This is a genomic window from Taibaiella koreensis, from assembly GCF_003545715.1.
Taxonomy (GTDB): Bacteria; Bacteroidota; Bacteroidia; order Chitinophagales; family Chitinophagaceae; genus Taibaiella; species Taibaiella koreensis.
Window position 1 is genome coordinate 427,854 of sequence record NZ_QVNU01000007.1, and the last position, 21,025, is coordinate 448,878.

General features: G+C 50.3%; 24 protein-coding genes and 1 tRNA gene. 10 read left to right on the forward strand and 15 right to left on the reverse strand.

Annotated elements, in window-relative coordinates; all coding sequences use genetic code 11:
* Positions 1 to 724: 724 nt before the first annotated feature.
* The 3 genes from DZK30_RS22020 to DZK30_RS22030 all read right to left on the reverse strand — a co-directional run bounded on the left by DZK30_RS22020 (position 725) and on the right by DZK30_RS22030 (position 4,929).
* A complete protein-coding gene (locus DZK30_RS22020) occupies positions 725 to 1,912 on the reverse strand; it encodes a T9SS type A sorting domain-containing protein (protein WP_118976341.1) in 1,188 nt (395 codons plus the stop codon).
* A gap of 76 nt (positions 1,913 to 1,988) precedes the next feature.
* Complete coding sequence (locus DZK30_RS22025) at positions 1,989 to 3,977, reverse strand: T9SS type A sorting domain-containing protein (protein WP_162903328.1); 1,989 nt, start codon at positions 3,975 to 3,977, stop codon at positions 1,989 to 1,991.
* Positions 3,978 to 4,377: 400 nt separating this feature from the next.
* Positions 4,378 to 4,929 (reverse strand): AAA family ATPase, encoded by a 552-nt coding sequence (locus tag DZK30_RS22030; protein WP_118976343.1) that lies wholly within the window; start codon positions 4,927 to 4,929, stop codon positions 4,378 to 4,380.
* Positions 4,930 to 5,246: 317 nt separating this feature from the next.
* Between DZK30_RS22030 and DZK30_RS22035 the strand changes: the two genes are divergently transcribed.
* The gene (locus DZK30_RS22035) at positions 5,247 to 5,735 is read left to right on the forward strand and encodes a GNAT family N-acetyltransferase (RefSeq protein ID WP_162903329.1); all 489 of its coding nucleotides are present in this window, start codon (positions 5,247 to 5,249) and stop codon (positions 5,733 to 5,735) included.
* 23 nt (positions 5,736 to 5,758) lie between these two features.
* Here DZK30_RS22035 and DZK30_RS22040 read toward each other — a convergent pair whose 3' ends face one another.
* The 6 genes from DZK30_RS22040 to DZK30_RS22065 form a co-directional block, all read right to left on the reverse strand.
* A complete protein-coding gene (locus DZK30_RS22040) occupies positions 5,759 to 6,103 on the reverse strand; it encodes a nuclear transport factor 2 family protein (protein ID WP_118976345.1) in 345 nt (114 codons plus the stop codon).
* A 39-nt stretch (positions 6,104 to 6,142) separates the two neighbouring features.
* On the reverse strand, positions 6,143 to 6,502 hold the full coding sequence (locus tag DZK30_RS22045; protein WP_162903330.1) for a response regulator transcription factor: 360 nt from the start codon (positions 6,500 to 6,502) through the stop codon (positions 6,143 to 6,145).
* 144 nt (positions 6,503 to 6,646) lie between these two features.
* Positions 6,647 to 7,123 (reverse strand): low affinity iron permease family protein, encoded by a 477-nt coding sequence (locus tag DZK30_RS22050; RefSeq protein ID WP_118976347.1) that lies wholly within the window; start codon positions 7,121 to 7,123, stop codon positions 6,647 to 6,649.
* A 301-nt stretch (positions 7,124 to 7,424) separates the two neighbouring features.
* Positions 7,425 to 8,060, reverse strand: a complete 636-nt coding sequence (locus DZK30_RS22055) for a response regulator transcription factor (protein WP_118976348.1) — start codon at positions 8,058 to 8,060, stop codon at positions 7,425 to 7,427.
* On the reverse strand, positions 8,047 to 10,032 hold the full coding sequence (locus tag DZK30_RS22060; protein ID WP_118976349.1) for a tetratricopeptide repeat-containing sensor histidine kinase: 1,986 nt from the start codon (positions 10,030 to 10,032) through the stop codon (positions 8,047 to 8,049). The genes DZK30_RS22055 and DZK30_RS22060 overlap by 14 nt, the downstream gene beginning before the upstream one ends.
* Positions 10,033 to 10,366: 334 nt before the next feature.
* Positions 10,367 to 10,759, reverse strand: coding sequence for a winged helix-turn-helix transcriptional regulator (locus DZK30_RS22065; protein ID WP_118976350.1), 393 nt, complete (start codon positions 10,757 to 10,759; stop codon positions 10,367 to 10,369).
* 92 nt (positions 10,760 to 10,851) lie between these two features.
* Between DZK30_RS22065 and DZK30_RS22070 the strand changes: the two genes are divergently transcribed.
* Complete coding sequence (locus tag DZK30_RS22070) at positions 10,852 to 11,592, forward strand: SDR family NAD(P)-dependent oxidoreductase (RefSeq protein WP_118976351.1); 741 nt, start codon at positions 10,852 to 10,854, stop codon at positions 11,590 to 11,592.
* Positions 11,593 to 11,669: 77 nt separating this feature from the next.
* Here DZK30_RS22070 and DZK30_RS22075 read toward each other — a convergent pair whose 3' ends face one another.
* From DZK30_RS22075 to DZK30_RS22090, 4 genes are all read right to left on the reverse strand, one after another.
* Positions 11,670 to 12,314, reverse strand: a complete 645-nt coding sequence (locus DZK30_RS22075) for a hypothetical protein (RefSeq protein ID WP_162903331.1) — start codon at positions 12,312 to 12,314, stop codon at positions 11,670 to 11,672.
* A gap of 178 nt (positions 12,315 to 12,492) precedes the next feature.
* Positions 12,493 to 12,939: a DUF1569 domain-containing protein gene (locus tag DZK30_RS22080; RefSeq protein ID WP_118976353.1), complete on the reverse strand. Its 447-nt coding sequence runs from the start codon at positions 12,937 to 12,939 to the stop codon at positions 12,493 to 12,495.
* Positions 12,940 to 12,951: 12 nt separating this feature from the next.
* Entirely contained in the window at positions 12,952 to 13,305 is a 354-nt protein-coding gene (locus DZK30_RS22085) for a YciI family protein (RefSeq protein ID WP_205529528.1), read from the reverse strand.
* Between the two features lie 87 nt (positions 13,306 to 13,392).
* Positions 13,393 to 13,980, reverse strand: coding sequence for a Crp/Fnr family transcriptional regulator (locus DZK30_RS22090; protein ID WP_118976354.1), 588 nt, complete (start codon positions 13,978 to 13,980; stop codon positions 13,393 to 13,395).
* Positions 13,981 to 14,140: 160 nt separating this feature from the next.
* Here DZK30_RS22090 and DZK30_RS22095 point away from each other — a divergent pair, with 160 nt between their 5' ends.
* From DZK30_RS22095 to DZK30_RS22120, 5 genes are all read left to right on the forward strand, one after another.
* Entirely contained in the window at positions 14,141 to 15,133 is a 993-nt protein-coding gene (locus DZK30_RS22095) for a hypothetical protein (RefSeq protein ID WP_162903332.1), read from the forward strand.
* 517 nt (positions 15,134 to 15,650) lie between these two features.
* A complete protein-coding gene (locus tag DZK30_RS22105) occupies positions 15,651 to 16,256 on the forward strand; it encodes a TetR/AcrR family transcriptional regulator (RefSeq protein WP_118976357.1) in 606 nt (201 codons plus the stop codon).
* 70 nt (positions 16,257 to 16,326) lie between these two features.
* The gene (locus DZK30_RS22110) at positions 16,327 to 17,478 is read left to right on the forward strand and encodes an FAD-dependent oxidoreductase (RefSeq protein WP_118976358.1); all 1,152 of its coding nucleotides are present in this window, start codon (positions 16,327 to 16,329) and stop codon (positions 17,476 to 17,478) included.
* Positions 17,479 to 17,623: 145 nt separating this feature from the next.
* Positions 17,624 to 17,995, forward strand: coding sequence for a hypothetical protein (locus DZK30_RS22115; protein WP_162903333.1), 372 nt, complete (start codon positions 17,624 to 17,626; stop codon positions 17,993 to 17,995).
* A gap of 145 nt (positions 17,996 to 18,140) precedes the next feature.
* The gene (locus DZK30_RS22120) at positions 18,141 to 18,551 is read left to right on the forward strand and encodes a nuclear transport factor 2 family protein (protein ID WP_118976360.1); all 411 of its coding nucleotides are present in this window, start codon (positions 18,141 to 18,143) and stop codon (positions 18,549 to 18,551) included.
* A gap of 24 nt (positions 18,552 to 18,575) precedes the next feature.
* Here the strand turns inward: DZK30_RS22120 and DZK30_RS22125 are convergent, their stop codons facing one another.
* Entirely contained in the window at positions 18,576 to 19,019 is a 444-nt protein-coding gene (locus DZK30_RS22125) for a hypothetical protein (RefSeq protein ID WP_118976361.1), read from the reverse strand.
* A gap of 2 nt (positions 19,020 to 19,021) precedes the next feature.
* Entirely contained in the window at positions 19,022 to 19,741 is a 720-nt protein-coding gene (locus tag DZK30_RS22130) for a DUF4919 domain-containing protein (protein WP_118976362.1), read from the reverse strand.
* Between the two features lie 166 nt (positions 19,742 to 19,907).
* Here DZK30_RS22130 and DZK30_RS22135 point away from each other — a divergent pair.
* The 3 genes from DZK30_RS22135 to tnpA all read left to right on the forward strand — a co-directional run.
* Positions 19,908 to 19,980: transfer RNA gene (locus DZK30_RS22135), tRNA-Lys, on the forward strand.
* 234 nt (positions 19,981 to 20,214) lie between these two features.
* Positions 20,215 to 20,733, forward strand: coding sequence for an Arm DNA-binding domain-containing protein (locus tag DZK30_RS22140; protein ID WP_118976363.1), 519 nt, complete (start codon positions 20,215 to 20,217; stop codon positions 20,731 to 20,733).
* A 51-nt stretch (positions 20,734 to 20,784) separates the two neighbouring features.
* On the forward strand, positions 20,785 to 21,025 hold a 241-nt coding region (tnpA, locus tag DZK30_RS22145), incomplete at its 3' end, for an IS66 family insertion sequence element accessory protein TnpA (RefSeq protein WP_162903334.1).

Consider the following 21,025-nt stretch of genomic DNA (forward strand, 5'->3'; position numbering starts at 1 on the left):
GCCAGGGGTCAGGCGGAAAAGTTGGGGAAAGAACGAATCAATAGAAAAATTTGGGTAGAGATATGTCTTGATGATCTTTTGAAGGTTTAGCGCTAAAGAGTATAGGCGGTAACGTCAAGACTTAATCAAACAAATTTTAGGCGTACGGGTATTGCGAGCCATTTTCCAATGGTCGTTGGCGGGTATTGGTAGCTTGCTCCACCAGGTCTGGATTCCGGCAGCAGGAAGCAGAGGGAGATTAGAGCAAAGAAAAAAAGATCCTGTTGGTTAATTTATTAAAATGTTGATCTGCGATCCTATGCCTGGCAATGCGGTATTGACGTTGATAGCTGTTTTTAAGCCCGGGTGTGTTGGCCACAAAAAAACAGCGGAGCATTGTTTTTTTGCCGCCTTTTTTGTTTCTTTTTTGGCGGAGCAAAAAAGAAAAATATATTAACATCAAACAAGAAGACGGGTAAACCAAAGCGTGTTGGCTGGTATTTATAGACGTACAAAAAATTGTTTCCTTTATCCGGATAGCCATTTGTTTTTTATCAATCTTCCGGAAATTCCGCTTGATCCGATGCCGGCATAGCAATGTTTATAATTGAGGCCAGGGATGCAATCGGAAGCGACCTTCCGGCACCCGGCATGATTTTCGAAAACAGCCATATCCGCTTGGCATATAGTAAAAAGGACCCGCAGTAGTGCGGGTCCTTTTGGGTGGCGGATCAATTCACCGGAATTAGCGTTGGAATTTCAATACCTTGATTTTCCCGTCATGACCAATAGCTTTGAACAGGAAGATGCCATGGGGTAGTGAGCTGATGTCAATGTGGCCTTCTTTGCCGGTAAGCTGCTGACTGCTCAGGTTGCGGCCGGCCATATCATAGATCACCATACGCTCGTAGTCATTATTGGCATGATAGAAAAGCTGTGTGGCATCGGTATGAATATAGAGCTTATTTTCATCGCTTGTCATAAGTGGATCAGGGCTACCGGGAGCGGCTGGTTTGGATTCGCCGCCCGGTGGTGTGAGCGTACAGGCACAAGCATTGGGGTTGGTATAATTGTAATCTACCCTTTTTGTATGGATCATATTACCGCCGTTGTAGGCAAACTTATAGATGATATAGCGGATACCCCAGCAATTGCTGATGTATGTAGGCTGGCTGTAATTGGTGATCGTTTGGTTGATCACCGACTGGTCGGCGCCATTACCGCAGTAGGTATGTATCTCGCAGGTTATATAATTGGGCAGGGCCGCACCCGGGCAGCCATTGTCAAACCTGAAGCCCAGCAAGCCAGTTGCAGGGTTCAGTGATTCCACGGGGACCACATAATTGGATGAAAAGCTAAGTGCTCCGGAAGTGCTGAAGCCATGGCCGATACAGCTGGAATATACCCTGGACGCCTGGCAGGCAGTGAATGTGCCGGTACCCATATTGCCCTGGTTCATCCAGTTGCCATTGATAACCGGTGGTGTATCGCTGCAGCAATCCGGGTCGCCAGCGCCGCTGCAACCGCTGCCGGGAGGATTGTTGCCTTCGGGATGTAGCAGGCTGAGGCAATGACCTATCTCATGGGTAAGAACCGATGCATCGATCCCGGCAGCCTTGATCTTCGAATATCCATCGCTGGTATTATCATTCTGGCCATTATAAATATTGATGCCCCCGGCATAGGCATTGGCGCCATAAGCAGGATTGGAATCATCGATACCTGCAATGAAAAAGCTTACAGCGACGTTATTGGATCTGTAATTGTAGTTGATCTGGCAAACCGTGCTATACAGGACTTGTATGGCATTAGGGGTACTCATAGTGGCGGGGCTGCCATGGAAATAGAGTGGAACCACAGCATTCTGGGCGGTAGCGACAGAGCCGGTAAGCGCGATGAGGCCGGCTAGCAGGCGAAACGTTTTCTTTTTCATGTTTAAGTCGTTTGTAGATTAAAGTGGATGGTTTGAAATGGATGTGTAATGGAAATAAGGATGTTCTTGCCGGTAGCTAACGGATGACGAGCTTCTTCACACCACTTGTTCCGTTGCTGATGCGATACGAGAGCCCGTATACTCCTTTCGCCAATTTAGGCAGGTACAATTTCCTGTTGACCAGTCCATCGGCCTTTCCCGAATACAGTGCAGCGACTGTCCTGCCGCTGACATCGGTGAGCGTAAGGGTAATGGTGCTTTGGCCGTCTGCTACATTTGCCTCAAACTGGATATAGTCCTGGGCAGGGTTGGGGTGAAGCGATATCGCAGGTGCTGTCTTGTTTCCCGATACGATGCCGGTAGGTTTAAACACCTTATCGATGCAGGAAGCCGTTTTCAGAACGATATCGTCCTCGGTAGGGTTACCGGTAGCCGATGCCACCAGGTCGGAAGGAAGACTTTGGCCTTTTTCCGATTCATAGACGGAGTACAGGATGTGCTGGGGAATATGATCCTTATAATAAGGGCATTTAGCCATGTCTCCATTGTCGTCCATACGGGCCAGCTTCATATTGAGTTTGTTGGCATTGCTGTTCCATATAGGCGCTGTAAGGATGACGTCGTTGCTGCCGGTGCTGAGATCGGTGATGGCATTAACGGGGGTATGGGCAATACTGCTGAAATAGCTGCCCAGGCCAAGGTAATTGTTGGTATAGATATTGGCATCGCCGGTACCTTCGGCGGAAAAAATGGTACTGAACCATTTGGTGTCAATGATGATGCTGTCGCCATTGTACCGGGGCGCGATGCGGGTAAGGAAGGGATTGATATTAGCGGTGTTGGTCGGGTATTGCGAAGGGCCATAAGGCCGGCCGCTCTGGAAACCACTGAGAATTACCTCGTCGCTTTTGTCGGTCTCAACAATGTTCACGCTCCAGCCATTATCGAAATCCGGACCACGATAACGGTTTAGCTGATCGACATCCATATTGGGATCGACATGCGTAATGGTATAAAAACGCATGTCAAAAGGAACATTGTTGGGGAATGCATAACGCGTGTTGCCAAAGATGAAGAAGCCTGTTCCGCTTACATCTTCCCATATATCGGTACCGTATTCGGCATGGCCGTTACTACCGCCAAAATAATTGAACTCGCTGAAGGGTTTATCGCTGAGTAGGTTCAGATCCTTATCCATCATGAGCGAAAGGGTAGCACAATACATACCGGCGCTTTGCGGCTCATTGGCCAGTAGTTGCGGCATCAGCAGGCTATTGTAGGCATTGCAGCTCCCGGTAATAAACAGCCGGTCGTTATCCAACAGCTTTATCCTGGTAGCCATATCAAAGTCGTAGACCACGCCGGTGGGCGGCACATAGTCAAGGAGCCTGGAAGCGACAACTACCTGATCTTCCAGAGAATACTTGAGCACGAATACTTTTTTGGGCGTGAAATTGTCGGGCTCGTTGGGCCAGAGGGCGTTAGGCTCGGCGCTATAGCCGCAGATATACAAGGTGCTGCCCGAAATAGCAGTAGACATAGGATACAGGCAGTCATTGGCTCCCGCGTCGGCAACAATAACCTGCGAAGCAATATGATCGCCACCGTCGCCCGAAACCAGGATCTCGATCTTGTCCGGTTCCGGTTGGGTCATATTCCGCCTCGAAGCGACGATTACCACCTGGTCCCTTTTGTCGTTGATAAAATGCACGCCAATGGGACGTTCGTCAAAACCACTGTTGTTAAACTCCCGGTTCACCATGGTCAGGGGAGGCATGCCAGGATAATTCTGGATCACCTTTAGTTGGATACCGTGATCTCCGCCGGGGTAAAAGATAGTGCCGGCAGTAATACAGATACCCGTTTTGGGCAACTTGTCCAGTACATAATGCTTTACATCATTGTTGTTCATGATGAATGTGGTTGCATCGGTAAACTGTGCCATGCCGGCATAAGGCGCGGTCATCAGCGCTGCGTGGAAGGCAAAAAGGGCCCAAGCGCCCTTACGGGTAAGGAGTGGTTTCCTCTGATTGGTACCACCCGGTTTTGGTAATCGTGTGTGCATAGCATTTGCGTTTTAAATTGTGGAAAAGGATTTTTTCAATAGCCTTGCGTGTCCGGCACAGAAGAGGGGCGGGCTTGCGTAGGCAGGCCGGCTGGATAAGCAAGGAGCAACAATAATTGTCGGTAAGGTCAGGTGGAGATAGGGGAGGTGGGTGTAAGAGTCTGGGCCATGGCTATACGATTTTAGATATGTTCGGTCGGGTTTGGATTCCGGTCTGTAATGCTGATAACAAATCTATAGCAGGGATATGGCTATACAGGTAGCCGATCCCAATCCGGTGGAAGCGGATCGTTATTTGTAGGCCACGAAGCCTAATTTGTACAGGATGGCTGGTTACAAGGCGCCGTAAACCCTTCTCTTTTCCCGGTTGATCATACAGCGTATTCTTGTATCGGAACCGCTACCGGGACATACAGGCTATTACAAAAGCGGCCCTGTGCCGGACATCGCCTTTGGGGACCACTACCGGCTCGTAACCATAACGGATATAGACCTGTTGTATCATGTGGTAGGTAGCTACAGCTTCTTCGAAAGTTTGCCTCCGCTCGGGATCCTTAGTATAAATCCCGGGCCAGGGAGGAGTAAGCGCTACCAGCCGGTGATAGCGGTAATCCCGGGCTGCCGCTTCCATTTCCGGCGGGATGGGCAGGCCACAAAATTCAAGATAGCCGATTACATCCGGCAGCCCACGGTCAAAGAAAACAAGCCCTTGTTTGTCCATAGCCTCTTTACGGTCGATGAGTGTCTGCCGGAACATGAGTCTTGCAAAGGCTTCACGGTCCTGCCAGGGCAGCGCCTGTCCACCGGTCGCCTGCTGCTGCCTGATGATGGCGCGGCCGCTTTCTGGGAAGCTCGCGTAACCAAGGTCGGTCAGGTGGTGGATCAGGGTTGTTTTTCCCATGCCGGGGCCACCGGAAAGAATACAATAACGGGATGGATCGCTGTGAAGCATAGCAACAACAAAATGGTTCTTGGGGGTTTCCCGGCACCGGTTAGATGAATAAAATGATGAGTTGGTAAAATTGCGGCCGGACCGGCAGCAGTAATAAGAAGCAGGGCAAAACCAGGGTTTTTGTCTAAGTGACTATCCGGATATAGGAAACAAAGCCGGTCCTCGAGCTCGTCGAAAGGACAAAGATGATGCTTCGACAAGCTCAGCAGCCGTTAATTGGAGGCGAATTGTATCCTGTTTCCTATATCCAGATAGTCAGATTTGTCTATTGCTCAAGTCACTTTCCTTTTCTTTGCAGGAAAAATACGAACTGGATTATGGGGTCGAAAGAACAAAAGCCGATCAGGGCGCTTCAGCCGGGTGAAGCGATTCCATTTGAGCTGTTGCTGCTCGCCGATGAAACGAAGGAAGCGATCGGCCGTTATTTGCACGGCGCTTCGCTGTATGTGTGGGAGGAAGCGGAAAAGATAGTGGGCGTTTATGTATTGGCGATCACCGGTCCGCGTCAGTGCGAGATCATGAATATAGCGGTAGCAAGAGAATGGCAGGGTAGAGGTATAGGCTTCCATCTGCTCACCCATGCGATAACAACCGCGCGGGATATGGGTTTCCGCTGGCTGGATGTTGGTACTTCCAACGCTGCCTGGGGTCCGCTATACCTGTATCAGAAGGCGGGCTTCGAGATCGACCGTATCCGTAAGCATTTTTACCGGGATCATTATCCCGTTCCCATCTTTGAAAACCGTTTATTGCTGAATCATATGATCGTGCTCAGGAAGGCGCTGCAGGATACAGACGAGGGATAGCTGATTCAGGCAGTGGACCTATGTTACTGTGCCAATACAGGTCTTGGATCAAAAACGACTTTAAGCGAAGTGACTTTATCGCCGGCTACCTGGTACCAGGCCGCGCAGAAAACATTGGCCCCGCCCATATCCAGGGTATAGAACAGGCAGACATCCTTGCCTTCTTCGAAAGATTGCTGGAGCTTATACTTTAGCTTCATCTTTTTCATATCCTCAAAATAGGCATCGGCGCCGTCGCGTTTCCCCAGCACGCCTTCAAATGTCATGTTGTCGCTGGTATATTCTCGCGCTTTTTCAAAATCTTCTTTATTCAAAGCATCGATCAGTGCGAGTACAATAGAACGGGGTGTTCCGTTGGTTGTTGTCATATTATTGGTTTTGTGCTATAGGATTGATCCAGTCATTGTTCAGGCGATCTGCTGCTGCACCCGGGTAGTAAAATCATCGATATCGAAAGGTTTGCTGATAAAGTCATTTGCTTCGGAATCCTGGGCTGCGATCTTATTGTTGATATTGGCCGACATCAGCAGGACCGGGATATGACGCGTATGTTCACCAGTCTTCAGTTCATGACAAAGCTGAAGGCCGTTCCCATCGGGTAACATAATATCCAGTATGATAAGGTCGGGAAGGGTGAGACTTAGCTGCTGTTTGAAATAGGCTATAGAGGCACAACTGGTCACCTGTAGACCCCGTTCGGCAAGCAAGTATTCCACGATTGTTCTAATGTCAGGATCATCTTCTACCAAGTAGATATTTTTTCCCATATGCAAGGGTAAATTAGCAGGGTGTAATGGCATTAAGCCGTCCTGATAATCTTTGTGGAAACAAGTATTTCGTCATTTTGTTCTAAGCTGCGCGCAAAAATATTATATTTCTTCTATGCCCAGACTATTGGGTGTTGGCATAATTTATAGCTGCGTGCTGTCTTCTCCTGTTTTGCGGCGTAGCTGTAGCTTACTATCATGGATCTTGTCGGCGGCGTCGATCGAATGGGACTGATGGAGGGCTATGTCCTTTTGCGACCGTTCTGCCAGGTGGCTATAGAACTGGTGCAGGAGATCGAGCTCTTTTTCGTCCAGGTCTTCAATGTCAACCATACGATTGCTGGCCTCTTTGCTGGCTGCAATAAGCTCATTGAGCTTGAGTTGTATGGCTTTTGAATCTTTATTCTGCGTTTTCTGGATAAGAAATACCATCAGGAATGTAATGATCGTGGTACCGGTATTGATCACCAGCTGCCAGGTGTCGGAATAGCCGAAAAGAGGACCGGATACGATCCAGATAATGATCAATAAGGCCGCTGCGCCGAAGGCGTAGGAAGAGCCGGTCCATTGCGTGATCCTGTTGGCCGTCCGCTCAAAAAAACTTTGCTTTTTCCTGCTCATGGGGAGAAAATTTGGGGGAAAATACCGCCTGGTGAAGGCTGCTTACCGCCTGTATAACCCCTGGCGATGCATAAGGTTCGGACTGGTAGACAATATACCGGGGTATCTGTTAAGGGTTGGCGGCGACGGCATCACCCGGGGGGGCATCAGCAGGTTGGTCCCGGATACAGCAGCCAGGAAAAATGCGATACTTGATTTGATCCGGAAGCTTGCGAGATGTCGGAAAAAAAGACGGGTCGCCGGCGATCAGCTGGCGACCCGTCAAGCTGTTTTGGCCCGGCAGGCATTTACAGGGGTAATTCTAGATCATATGTCTCTGTACGGCTTCCTTAATGAGCGCCGCCACATTCTTTACCTCAAATTTCTGCATCAGGTTTTTCCGGTGCGTTTCGACGGTAAGCGGGCTCAGGAACAGCTCGGCGGCGATAGCGGAAGTTGTTTTCCCATCGGCGATGAACTTAAGTATTTCTTTTTCTCTTTTGGTGAGCTGCGGTACGCCTTTGAGCTCCGTCATAGATGGCCGGGCCATGATCTCTCTTACTGCCTTGCTGAAGGTGACCTGGCCGTTAAGCGCCTCGTGGATACATTGGGTCAGCTCTTCGGCCGATACATTTTTCAGCAGGTAACCGGTCGCGCCGTTGTGCAGCATCTGTACGATCATGCTTCGTTCGCTATGATTGCTCAGGCCCAGCACATGTGTGTCGGGGGACAGCTTTTTGATATCACGGCACAGGTCCATGCCATTGACATCGGGAAGGGTAATATCGAGCAACACAATATGCACTGTGTTGCTTTTTAGAAAATCGATAAAAGCGGCGCCTGTAGTGAAGCTGCCGGCTATTTCAATGTCTCCGGCGCTGGTCAGCAGCTTTTGCAGCCCTTCCAGCACGATTAGGTGGTCGTCTACGATCGCGAGTTTTACTTTATGCTCCAACATATAATTCGATATTTATAATGGTTCCTTCATTAATAGACGAGTCAATCTCCATACGCCCGTTGAGAAAGCCCACACGGTTCCTGATATTGCTCAATCCCATGCCGGGCGGCGTAGCCACGGGATCAAAGCCTTTACCATCATCCTCCTGGGTGATGAGGAAGGTGCTGCCGTCCTGGCTGCATTGCAGGATAATGTGCCGGGCCTCTGCATGCTTTATCGCATTGGACAGCAGCTCTTGTACGATGCGGTAAATATGGATCTGCGTTTCTTCGTCCAGCTTTTCCCCAAGACCCAATGCCTGGAAATCGATGCGGGTAGCGGGCGTGATCAACGATTCGCAGAGATCTTTCAGCGCGGTATGCAAGCCGAATTTAAGCAGGTTCACCGGCATCATATTGTGGGCAATGCGCCGGAGCTCCGTTACCGAATGATCCAGCTGTCCCATGATCCTGGTCCACTCGGTGCGCCTGCCATTGGGTATCGCGTCCACCTGCCCCGATAAATTGATCTTTACGCCGGCCAGCATACCGCCAAGCCCATCGTGCAGATCCCGCGCCACCCGGCGCCGTTCCTGCTCCTCGCCTTGTAGCACAGCCTGTCCAAACTGCAATTGCTGTTGTTGGGCAACCTCTTTCAAATGATGCCGGTAGTTTAGCTCCCTTTGACGCATCAGCTTCCGGCTGTTCCGGTAGTATAGTAAGGATAGCAAAGCTACAACGAATAGTAACAAGCTGATAACCGCCATCAGCCAGCTCAGGAGACGGCTGTTCCGGTCACGTAGTGCGATCTGCTCGTTCCGGGCTTTAAGGGTAGCCATTTCTTGCCTGATCTCGGTGTTTTTATATTTGATCTCCAGTGCATTGACATCTATAAGCAGCCGGCTCCGGTAAAGGCTGTCCAGTAGTGTGCTGTATTTCTTCTGGAATTCATAGGCCCGGAGCGGCTGGCCAAGACCTGCATATAATTCTGCCATAGCCTCATAAACAGGCATCTGTGTCCCGGTAAGGTTAGTGATGCCTTCCCCTGCCATGAATGTCTTCATCAGTGTATCGGCTTCCTGGTAACGGGCGGCAGCGATCAGCGTTTTTATCTTCAGGAAGGTAAGCTCGTTATGGCTCAGGTAATCGTCGGAGCCGGCAGCCGACAAACCGTTGTTGAAGCTGGACAAGGCCTGGGCATATTGGTGTGCATGGTGAAAATATAACCCCGATACCTTATGATAGCCCATACGCATCTTAGCGCCCGGAACCCCGGGCAGTAGTAATCGCATGGTGTCCAGCACGGCTTTGGCTTTGGGCAAGCGTCCGAGGTAAATATACGTTTCTCCCAGCCATGCATAGATATGCAGCAGCCCTTTGGTATTGTTGGCGACGGAACGTGTGAGCGCCAGCGATTGATGGAGGTAATGTTCGGCCTTATCATACTGACCGGCATTCATAAACAGAACACCCAGGCTCTTATAGTGTATCCCCATCAGCGTCGAATCCCGGGCCTGGCGTGCCAGCGGAATAGCCTTATTTATGATAACGTCGGCATACGACAGGTCGTCTTCCTTTAGCTGCAGGCAACTGGCATAGCCCCACCATATCTTGGATCGCATCTGTAAGGCTTCCCTGTTTTTGTAGGACTGTAACAGATTGTCGGCTTGCAGCAAGTAGGATTGACAGCGGTCCGGATCCGATGGGTACCAAAAACTGCCTTCTCTCCAGTAATAGATACCCCGCAGATAGTCGTGCCGCTCAGCCAATGGCCTGGCCTGATCCAGGTAAAGCCGCGACCGGCTTTTGTCGTTAGCCTTCCAGTAGTTGGCCAGCTCAAGCAGCAACCTCGCTTTGATACTGTCCGGAAGAGGGCGCCGGAGCAATACCTGCATACTGTCATCATAGCGGTCGCCTGCCGGTTGCGCCGGTAGTGCCGCGGCTTGCGATAGCAATAGCAGCAGCCCGATGAGCAGGTGAAAGGGACGGATCATGAAAAAACAAAATAAAAGGAATTTCACCGGAATAAAAATCCGGGAAAGCAGGTAGTTGAAACTACTCTTTTGCGGGTATTGTGTCCCTGGAGAAGGCGGCCTACTTTTGACTTGTCTACTGTAATATTACCGGTTGATGCAAGCATAAAAGACGCTCAGCAAAAGGTTTTGGTTATATATGTTGGTACAGGCAATACAACAGGGAAAGCACCTTCTGGTGCTTTTTTTTATTTACCGGAGGTAAAATACGCTACAAAGTGCTTAGACGGTAACATTGATTGGCCAGACTGTCCTCTGGCGCTGTGCGGCGGGCATTTTACCTGTTATGGTCGGCTTAGGTGAGCACACAATCATTGTGTGCCGGCTCAAACTCCGGCTCCGTACTGCGCCGATGCATATTGCCCCAGTCCGACATAGCCTTCAGCAATGGCTTCATGGTCTTTCCCAGTTCCGTAAGCTCATACTCGACCTTAGGCGGCACTACGGGATGCACGATACGGCGGATCACCTGGTCTTTCTCCAGCTCGCGCAACTGCGCAATCAGCATACGCTCCGAAACATTGACAATACTGTTCTTCAGATCGCTGTAGCGCATCTTACCATGAACAAGCCGGCACAGGATAGCCGGCTTCCAGCGGCCGCCCAGTACAGATAAGGCATTGGCCATGCCGCAGCTATCGTTAAGCAGCTTTTCATTCAGGGCGTTGGTAGAGCTCTCTTTTCTCATTTCTTACTTTTTTGTTAGTACCATACAATTTAATACGTACGGACAAATTTAAGCAGTTGCCGCTACTTTTGAATAAAAATTTGAAACTGTATATGAAACGATTGGAAAACAAGACCGCCTTTATTACCGGCGGCGGACGGGGAATGGGTGTGGCGATCAGCAAAAGACTGGCTGCCGAGGGCGCCAGGGTTATATTGACCTACTCCAGGTCACAGGAACAAGCCACAGCGGTGGTAGCGGCGATACAAGCAGATGGCGGCTATGCCCGTGCCGTACAAGCCGACAGTGGCGATCCTGCGGCGCTTACTGCAGCTATAGCCGGTACCATCGCCAAAGAAGGCCCTGTAGATATACTGGTCAACAATGCCGGTATCTACATCGGCCGTGCCTTTGAGGAGCATACTCTCGACGACTATGAGCAGCTAATGGGGGTCAATGTACGCGCCGTTTATGTGGCGGCGCTGGCCGTAGCAAAGCAGATGCCCGCCGGTGGAAGGATCATTACTATCGGTAGTAATATGGCCGAAAATGCCCTGGGACCGCAATCTACCTTGTACACGATGAGTAAGGCGGCCCTTACAGGCTTCAACCGTGGCCTTGCACGCGACCTGGGCGGCCGTGATATTACTGTTAACCTGGTACAGCCCGGTCCTATCAATACCGACATGAATCCTTCCGACACCGAGTTGGCCGATTTCCTCCGGAGCCGGATGGCCCTGTCTGAATACGGTACCGGCGACGACATTGCCGGCCTGGTGGCCTTCCTGGCCAGCGAAGAAGGGCGCTTCATTACCGGCACGGCGATTACTATCGACGGCGGCCTTAATGCCTGATCTATCGGCAGGATTTAGGATCGTAACAGGCGAAGAGGCCTTTTGAGATGGCCTCTTCGCCTGTTGGTCTTTTACCATCATATTACCTTACGCTTCAGGCAAAGGAGATGCGATAGCAGTACCACGGGTACCACCACGGCTGGTAGCCAGGTATAGGGAAAGAAAAGCAGGGCGACATTGGGCTGGTCGAAAGCCAGCCGCTGCAAGGGAAGCGGCGCCGACAATACGGCTATGCCAACGATAATAGCCAGGAGAACAAGCCCGATGATATTCCAGATCCGGAAAAGAGCAGCGGCGCCGGCGCTGCTGCGACGGGTAATGCCGGTCAGCAGCAGTAGGATCGCCGATATGCCGGTCAGTATATCGAAGTTCCAGCCTCTGTAAGTCATCAATACAGGAACTTTTGCCTGTAGATATAGCTGGTACAGGATAAGCTCCACCGGCAGACGCAGCGTATGTATCGCCAGCAGGTATGCTGGCTGCAAGCGGCTGGCCGGCGTTCTCCTTACGTACCAGGTAATATAAACCAATGGCGGAACGATGGCCAGTAGCATCCGCGGCGGCATTGCCTTTGTGTTCTCAAAAAAGCGGTAGCCGGCGAGTATACCCGTGGCCACAGTCCACGCCAGGCATACGACCAGCAGGCGCTTGTCTCTTCCGGTACCCAGATATAATAAAAACATTGCGGTCGGCAGCAGCGCGGCAAACAAGATGGGTAGCATATTAGGTATTAGGTATTGGGTATTAGGTATTGGGTATTAGGTATTGGGTATTAGGTATTGGGATTTGGGTATTGGGATTTGAATATTGCCAACTACCTATTGCCAACTATTCCCTTGGAAATTGCCAATTATTCACTTGGAATTATCACTTGGAAATTGCACCATCGATTGCCAGCTATTAAAGACCGAATTGTCTCAGGTGATGATCCGTATGCTTATAGACGAAGCGGCCGATCTGCTCCTTCGTCATCAGGCCGAAAAAAGGATGCACCAATTCCCGGAGAGGATAAGCATCATAGGCTTTCAGCAGCGCGATCCAGCGTTCTCGCTCGCCCTTGATGTTGTCGCCGTTCTCCCTGATCCTGAATTCAGGGTGTGTAGGCTGATTATGCTTCATGGGCCGCTCATCCCGGAGTATGTCCCTGAGCGCTATTTTCCCCAACAGCCGTCCCATCAGCAGTCTTTTGTACAGCTTGTGTCCCAGGAACAGTTCTTCGTTTTTCTGGCAGTGCCTCAGCATCTGGTATACGTTCATCTTTCCCCATTGCGCTTTACATCCCTGTTCGAGACGGCCGATCCTCCCGGTCAATGCAGCCCGTGTTTCGGGGTCGAATATTGTTTTCATAAGCAGGTCGTATTAAAAGGAATGAGGGATGGTGTCCCTGATCTCAACGTTGCCGCCGATATGAAGGATAGGACAACCCTGTGCCAGTTGCAATGCCTCGTCCAGGCTTCCTGCTTTTACTGTAAGGGTGCCGCCGACGGCTGTTTGCCCTGCAAGATGAATGCCATCCAGCACCCTGTTATCTGCCGACAACTGTTTGCCATTGAAGCCGAGCTGGGTGGTGCCAACCAGCTTGCCCGCCGCAGCAATACCGGCGATCCATTCGCCCCATTGTTGTTTTTGCCTGCTCAGCTCTGTTGCGGTAGGCTGGTGATTGGGGTCCGGTGTCAGCCGGAACAGCATCATAAAATCCTGTAGCTTTTCCATAATCATTTTTTTGTGTGAATGATGGATACAAAATTACCGGCGGCTGACAGGAAAGCACTTGCCATAAGACAAGAAATAATGCGGCGGCTATTGTTCCTGCGCCAGTTCCTTACGGATGCGGCTGAGTGAGGTATCGGTGATGCCCAGGTAGGTTGCGATCTGCTTCAGGGAAACATTTTGCAGGATGTGCGGCTTTTCTTCCAGCAGCCGCTTATACCGGTCTTTGGCCGGGTCGGCGATCATGGATATGCTCCGGTTTTTGAGCTCGAAATAGCTGCCCACCAGGGTGGTGCGACCTTGCTCGCGAAAACGTTCGATACTGTGAAACAGGGATTGAAAGCGCTCGAAGCCCAGCTGCCAGCAGGTACAGTCTGTAAGCGCCTGCATGTTTTCCCGGGTAGGGCTGCGAAGAAAAAAAGAAGGCCAGTCGATCGCGATATTCCCTGTAGTGTAGAAATTGGTGCTGATGTCGTTGCCGCGGGTGTCGATGGCAAAGGAGCGGATAAACCCGCGCTCCACAAACCAGTAATGTTGTGCGGTGCGGCCTTCCCGCAGCAGGTAGTCCTGTTTCTTAAAGTGGACCTGCGTGTATTGGGAACGGATCAGCGCCAGCTCTTCTTTGCTAAAATGATCGGGGCTGAAGATGCGGTCCAGGAAATGAGCGGTATCGGGCATGGCTTTCTTGGCAGTATGGTGTTAAGGTACGAAAAATATGTTGCAGCAGGTAAGGTGCCAGTGTGTGCACATTGCATCTATCTTCCTGCACATTCGTTCCGGAAGAGAGCGGATATCCAATCCTGTACAGCGTCTTAAGGGGATGCATTATCTTTAGCCTATGTCAAGGAACCGTATGAAGTCTGCATTGGCCGGAGCCATCACTGTTTTCCTGCTGCAATGTGGCAATGCCGGTCCTGTTGCTATGGCACAGGATACCGGCGCCATTTATGGAAAATACAACCGCGGCGTAAAAGGCGATCCGCAAGGCGCCAGCTACCTTTATGTATTGAAGAACCACCGTTATGTTATTGTCTTTTTTGGAGGCGCACAGACGGGTATCTGGGAGCTATCGAAAAATAACCTTGTGACCTTTACGCCGCGTACACCCGCGGCCCGTTTCCAGCTATACGGCCGGCACAACCCGGATCAGAAGGACAGCACCCGTATCTGTTTTCAGCGCTTCTCCGATGAAGAGACCTTTATCGGGACTATTGGGGTGGAGATGGCGACGCCTTTGCTGCAGCGCGTATTCAATCCCGATCCGAACTGTTTCAGCTATCCTTATGTGTACTGCTTCCCGGGAGTTAAAAAGGATTTTGTTTTTGCAGATAAGCCTTATGGGAACGGAGACATGCCGGAGGCATCCTTGCTGTATCCCTTTCAGAACTTGGAAGGCTATAACGATTTTATCGCGGCCTACTTTACGCCCCATGGCGAGTACCGCCCTTTTATGGCCCGCCTTACACCGAAAGGGCTGGCCTTTTCGGAAGAGGATATCGCCCCCGCCGGCGCTATCGATGCGGAGGAGGAACGGGAATTCCTGGACGCGTTTAATAACGCTAACCCCGACCCGGATACCGTGTTTTTTAATCCCCGGTACAACGAAGCGCCCGATGTGTCGGGAGACACACTCAATTATACCTACAATAGCAAAAAGCAAGCATATGTCAGTCCGATGAACTATACCGAGGGCGAGGAATATGAGAAAGATGCGGATGATTTCAACCGCATGAATATTGTCTATCCATTCCGAAGACTCAAAGCTGGCGTGTCCCTGAAACGGGAATTTACGATCGCGCCGGGTTCTCTTTTTCAGGTCAGTTGCCGCTGAATCAATATGGGACGTTTAATCGTCTACAGACATTTTGCTCCTACGGAGCAATGGCAGGGTTGCTTTTTTCTTTGTCTACAGACATTTTGCTCCTACGGAGCAATATCAGGATTGCTTTTTTCTTTGTCTACAGACCTTTTGCTCCTACGGAGCAATGGCAGGGTTGCTTATTCAAGAAGCAAGATATTCTTAGCGCTTCCATTTCGCTCCGGGACAAGCTGATCAGCTCCGTCGTACGCTACCGGCTTGTTCCCTTTTAGCAGGAAAATACTACCTGATGAAGTATTTCGTGCAGGTCTTTGGGCCCTTTGCATACACCTTAGCGACCTCAGCGGTTAACTAAAGCAATTTTCCTTTGAAAAATACTTAGCTGAACGATATTGTCCTACTGGGCAGTTACATACAAGTAGGTCATGCCGCCCGCAATCCCCCGATCCTTTGTGTTTTTTATCTATAGCTAAAATCTATTTTAAGTAAATAATCGTTTACTTACTTTTGTGCTATAATTATTCTATATATGCGCCCCAAAAGTGTCGTCAAAGAAGAGGCCATCCGGCAGGAAGCGCTCAGGATCATCGCCGAAGAAGGATTGGAAAACCTGAGCATGCAGCGCCTGGCCAAGGCTGCAGGCATATCGCCGCGTACGATCTATATCAAATATGAAAACAAAGAGGATCTGCTGGTCAAGCTGTTTATCGATGTCGTGCTGGGCGCTTATGAGACAGCTGTATTGAAGGATTTCTCCGAAGATATGACGCTTGATGCGGGCGTGACCGCCATTTGGCGCAATACTTTTCATTACTTCAGGAAGAACCGGGAGCGTTTTGTGCTCATGCAGTATGGGCGGTCTTCACCTTTATTGAACAAGGCTTACCAGGAGCGGGATATCGGCATGGGGGCATTCTTTGCGCCCATACACCGGTTCCTGCAACGGCACGTTCGTGCCGGCCTGTTGCCCCGCTATCCGCATGAGGTGCTCCGCGCCCTGCTGTTTGCACCTTTATTCGACCTGGTGCAGGAATATTTCGAATACCGGGACCGCCCCAGACAGATCATTACGGAAAAACTGGTGCTGGATGCTGCCGCAGCCGTCATAAGGGGACTGAAGAAGCCAGGAAAATAAATCGTCTACCTATTTGCATATCGCAATGGACAGTTTTTTAAATCAATAAACAAGTACAAACGATCATAACATGAATGAGATCATGAATCAGACAGTGGCCATCGTGGGCGGTGGTCCGGGAGGCCTTACCCTTGCCAGGCTGCTGCAACAGAAAGGCATTGCCGTACAGGTATACGAACGCGATGCCAGTGAAAAAGTACGGGTACAGGGCGCTACGCTTGACCTGCATGTGGCGTCGGGACTAAGGGCGCTGGAAGCGGCAGGTCTTATGGATGCCTTCCGGATGAGTTACCGTCCCGGGGCCGATAAGCTGCGCATTGCGGATAAGCAGGGCAACCTGCTCTTTGACGAGCCGATGAATGATGATGATGGCGCCCTGTTCCGGCCCGAGATCGACAGAGGGCCCCTGCGCGATCTGCTCCTGGCGTCGCTGCAGCCTGGTACCGTAATATGGGATCGCCAGCTGACGGCCTTGCAGCGGAAGGCGGAAGGTGGTTGGGAACTGACCTTTCAAAATGGCCAGACGGTAATGGCCGATGTTCTCATCGGCGCCGATGGTGCACGCTCGGTCGTAAGGCCTTTGGTCACCGCTGTGCAGCCCTTTTATTCCGGCGTGACCATGGTTGAAGGTAGTGTATACCAGTCGGCCGTTACCGTACCCTTGCTGCATCAGCGGCTCGATGGCGGCAAGCTTTTTGTGCTGGGAGATGAAAAGACATTAATACTAAGCTCAAAGGGCGACGGCAGCCTGGTATTCTACACCGGCGGCAAGCTTGCTGAAGATTGGTGGCGCGGTATCGACTTCGGGAACAAAGGGGAGGTACTGTCCTGGTTCCGTCAGGCGTTCCAGGGCTGGGATGATAGTTGGTCGGCCCTGGTAGAACAGGCAACTATGCCCTTTGTGCCACGCCCGCAATATTGTATGCCACCGGATCAGCATTGGGAAGCGCAGCCGGATATTACCTTGCTGGGCGATGCGGCGCACCTGATGCCGCCTTATGCGGGAGAAGGCGTGAACATGGCCATGCTCGATGCCCTGGAGCTGAGTCTTTGCCTTATGGGAGACCATGCTACTACCCGGCAGGCAATAGCAGTATACGAGCAGGAGATGCGTAGCAGGGCAGGGGAGACGGCGCGGCTTACCATGGACCAGACAGAAATATTACATAGCCCGGGAGGACTGGCGCATATGCTGGCGATGTTCGATGGCCTGACAGAATAACGCATGTGGCCCGTTGCTACATATCCATGGATGAAATAGTATTGAACGCATGCTGACGTGTCTACGCCTGTAGCAAACCGTTGCCTGCATTCATCCTCACATATTGATGTTGGCTGTTCGCACAGGTTAGCGGTATCTTTTATGTTTGCAAAAAATACTGTTTCATCCGTTGACCAGCTATTATCATCAGCCGCTTCTGCCTCACTTTAGGGAGCTGTCGGGCTATCTCCGGAACTATGCCGGACAAATGGAGACTGTCGTAGACCAGAGAGATACCATTTACCTGGTGCACAAAAGCCAGGAAAGGGCCGAACCGCAGTTGTTTGCGGCTTTGCAGATGGTGGGCTATCATCTCTGTCTCAATGTCAACCCCGACAAAGTAAGGACTATATTGAACGGCCCCGGCTATCCCTGTCTTAAGCAGGTCTACAATGGAAAGGGACAATTCCGGTTCCGGAAAGTAAGGCCGCAGTGCTATCCCGAACTGCAAAGTCTTTTCCAGGCTTTAAGCAATTGACCATCGTATCTCCGGCGGCCGGCTGAAATGCTGTTTCTTTTTATGGAAAGCGCCGACCGGTAAAAAATACCACATATCGGTGGATCGCTACCATCCCGGGAGCGGGATCTGGTCTATCTTTGCAGGACGCAAATACACGATCTGTATGGAACAGAGACCGCCATTACCGCCGTTCACCCTCGAGACGGCGACATTGAAAGTACAGCTGGCAGAAGATGCCTGGAATACAAAAGATCCCCATAGGGTAAGCCTGGCTTACACGCCCGACAGTGAATGGCGCAACCGTTCCGTATTTCTTAACGGCCGCGAGCAGATTGTTGCTTTCCTCAAGGACAAATGGGAGCGTGAGCTGGACTATAAGCTCAGGAAGGAGCTGTGGGCCTTTATGGATAACCGCATCGCCGTGCGGTTTGAGTACGAGTACCGTAATGCTGAAGGACAATGGTTCCGGGCTTATGGCAATGAGAACTGGGAATTTGATGAGCAGGGCCTTATGCGGAAACGCTATGCGAGCATTAATGATCTGGCTATCAGCGAAGCGGAGCGCAGGTTGTAGTGTCGACGGGGACTGTACTTCAAATCAGGAATAAGGCGTCAGGCCTTTTTCCTGAAGCTGTTTTTGCTCATCGCCGGTTACGCAGGCAAAGATCTTCACCGTGCCATCGATGACCTGCACAAAGTAATGCGCATCGAAGCCTATCTCCAGCCGGTTCCCTTCTTGTTTGCGATAGAGGCTTTGCCAGTGGATCCTGACCATGGCATGGCATTTGTCGAGTGGGGTAATGACCCTTGATCCTATCTTCATAGATACGGCGCCGATGCTACGGTAAAAAGCAAATCCTTTAGGGAGCATGTCGCGAAGTTGTGTATTGTTCCTGCTGCAATGAATACCGGCTAGTCCGGCCTCTACAAAGCAGGAAGCAAAGCACGCTGCCATGCCTTCGATATCGGGCGTCTCAGTATTGAGCGCATCGTTGAACCGCCGGGTATAGTCGTCAAAGAATTGGTGTATAAGCGCTTTCATCACTATCGCTGTTTAGACATAGATGGTTGCTGCGGACGCCGGGGCGCGGCAGTAGTATTGACTGCATGCTGTATGGCAAAATAAAGGGTAACGGATTGTGCTTTCCCGCCTTTTTTGAATTTCATTTCCAACATATCGCAAAAATTTCCGTCGCTGTCTTCTGCAGAGCCCGAACGCCCCAGATCGGCATGGTAATATTTGTCGATGAAATTTTGTCCGTCACGGGGACCGATGGCAAACATAGCATGGTCGGGCGTGCGCCCGTCGGCGCTCCAATCCATTGCAGCCATCAAGCGGCCAAACTGGGCCTTATACCAGGTAGCGCTATCCTGCCGGTTTAGCTTGTGGAAGGCATAGGCCTTCTCGATAATGGCCTGCTGGTTGAGCGGACGCCGCTTCAGGAAAGAATCACACAGGTGAATTGCTGTCTGGTACTGCGCTTTATTGTTGTATTCGTATATCCGCTTTTCCGTAACCAAGTCATCGTAAGGTGTAAAGGGTGTTCGTCCGGTGTATCCGATCATGAGGTACAGCATTTCCGATATGCTGAGGGTGCTGTCGCCTTTAAGAAAGCGGGGCAACAGGCGGGTATAGCAGACCGCATCGGCCGGGTCTTTGCTACGCCGGAGCATAGGCTCATAATCCCGCCGGTAGCTAAAACGCTGGGCTTGGCCTGGGAAAAAAAGGCAAATAGCCGCCAGTAATAGCAAGCAATATTTCATGAAGGAGATGCTATAGTCAGTTTTTGTTGAGGCAAATATAAGAAAAGGAGTTACCTGGCTACTTTGTATAGATACTAAAAATATTTGAAAGAAAAGGAGGCTCTTTTTTTGAAATTAAAAGCAAAGCCTTTACTTTTGCACTCCGTTCAACGAACGAGTAGCGGTCGATTTCGTAGCTCAGTTGGTAGAGCAATACACTTTTAATGTATGGGCCCTGGGTTCGAGTCCCAGCGGAATCACTGAAAGCCACTCACTAGAGTGGCTTTTTTTGTTTAAAAACGCTTAAAACAATTCAAAATCAGCGTTTTTTAAAAAAAGTCATAACAATCAGATACAAAGCAAAACAAGCGAAAAGGGTACCCATAAGGGTACCAAACTTATTTGTTTATTTTGGTACCCTCGATTGACCCGAAGGTTTGTGTAGGTAGGGTTTTAGGTTCGAGCGATCATTCGTCCACCTAAAAAGTTGTGTTATGAAGGTTAATGAAAAGCTCTCCATGCTTCTAATATTGGAGAAATCAAAAACATCAAAAGATGGGAAAGTCCCTATTACTGTGAGGCTGACCGTCGACAGTAAACGGGCAGAAATGTCATTAGGCCACAAGGTCAATCCTGAAATGTGGAACCAGGAAGCCGGTATTGCTATAGGCAGCAGTATCGACTCCAGGCAGATCAACGGAACGATTGACCGCGTAAAGGCGAAGCTCCGACAGCATTATGACCTGCTTGCCGCCCAACACGATTACGTTTCCGCCGAAATGGTAAAAGCATCTTACCAGAATAAGAAGAAGCCTGATGAAACCAAATCCCTTTTGCAGACCATTGATTTCATGATTGAAAAAATGGAAAAAAAGGTAGAGAAGCAGAAATTGGCTAAAGGGACACTTAGCAGATGGCGTACGACACGAAGTAAATTACTTGCTTTTCTGAATTTTGAATACAAGATCAACGACATTAAGCTGGAGCAGATCTATTTGAAAGCTTCCCTATAAACCGTAGCACATAAAATTAGAGAAGTGCTATCTTTAAAAAGGGAAGACAATATGAAAAAGAGCAAATTCACAGAGAGCCAGATTCTTGGCATCCTCAAGGCCCAGGAAGGAGGGCAATCAGTAGCAGACATCTGCCGTGAGCATGGTATAAGCCAGCCCACCTTTTACCAGTGGAAAAGTAAGTATTCAGGCATGGAGGTAGCTCAGCTTAAAAAGCTTAAGGAGCTTGAGGCAGAGCTATCGCAGTATAAGCGGATAGTTGCCGAGCAAACACTACAGATAACGGTCCTTA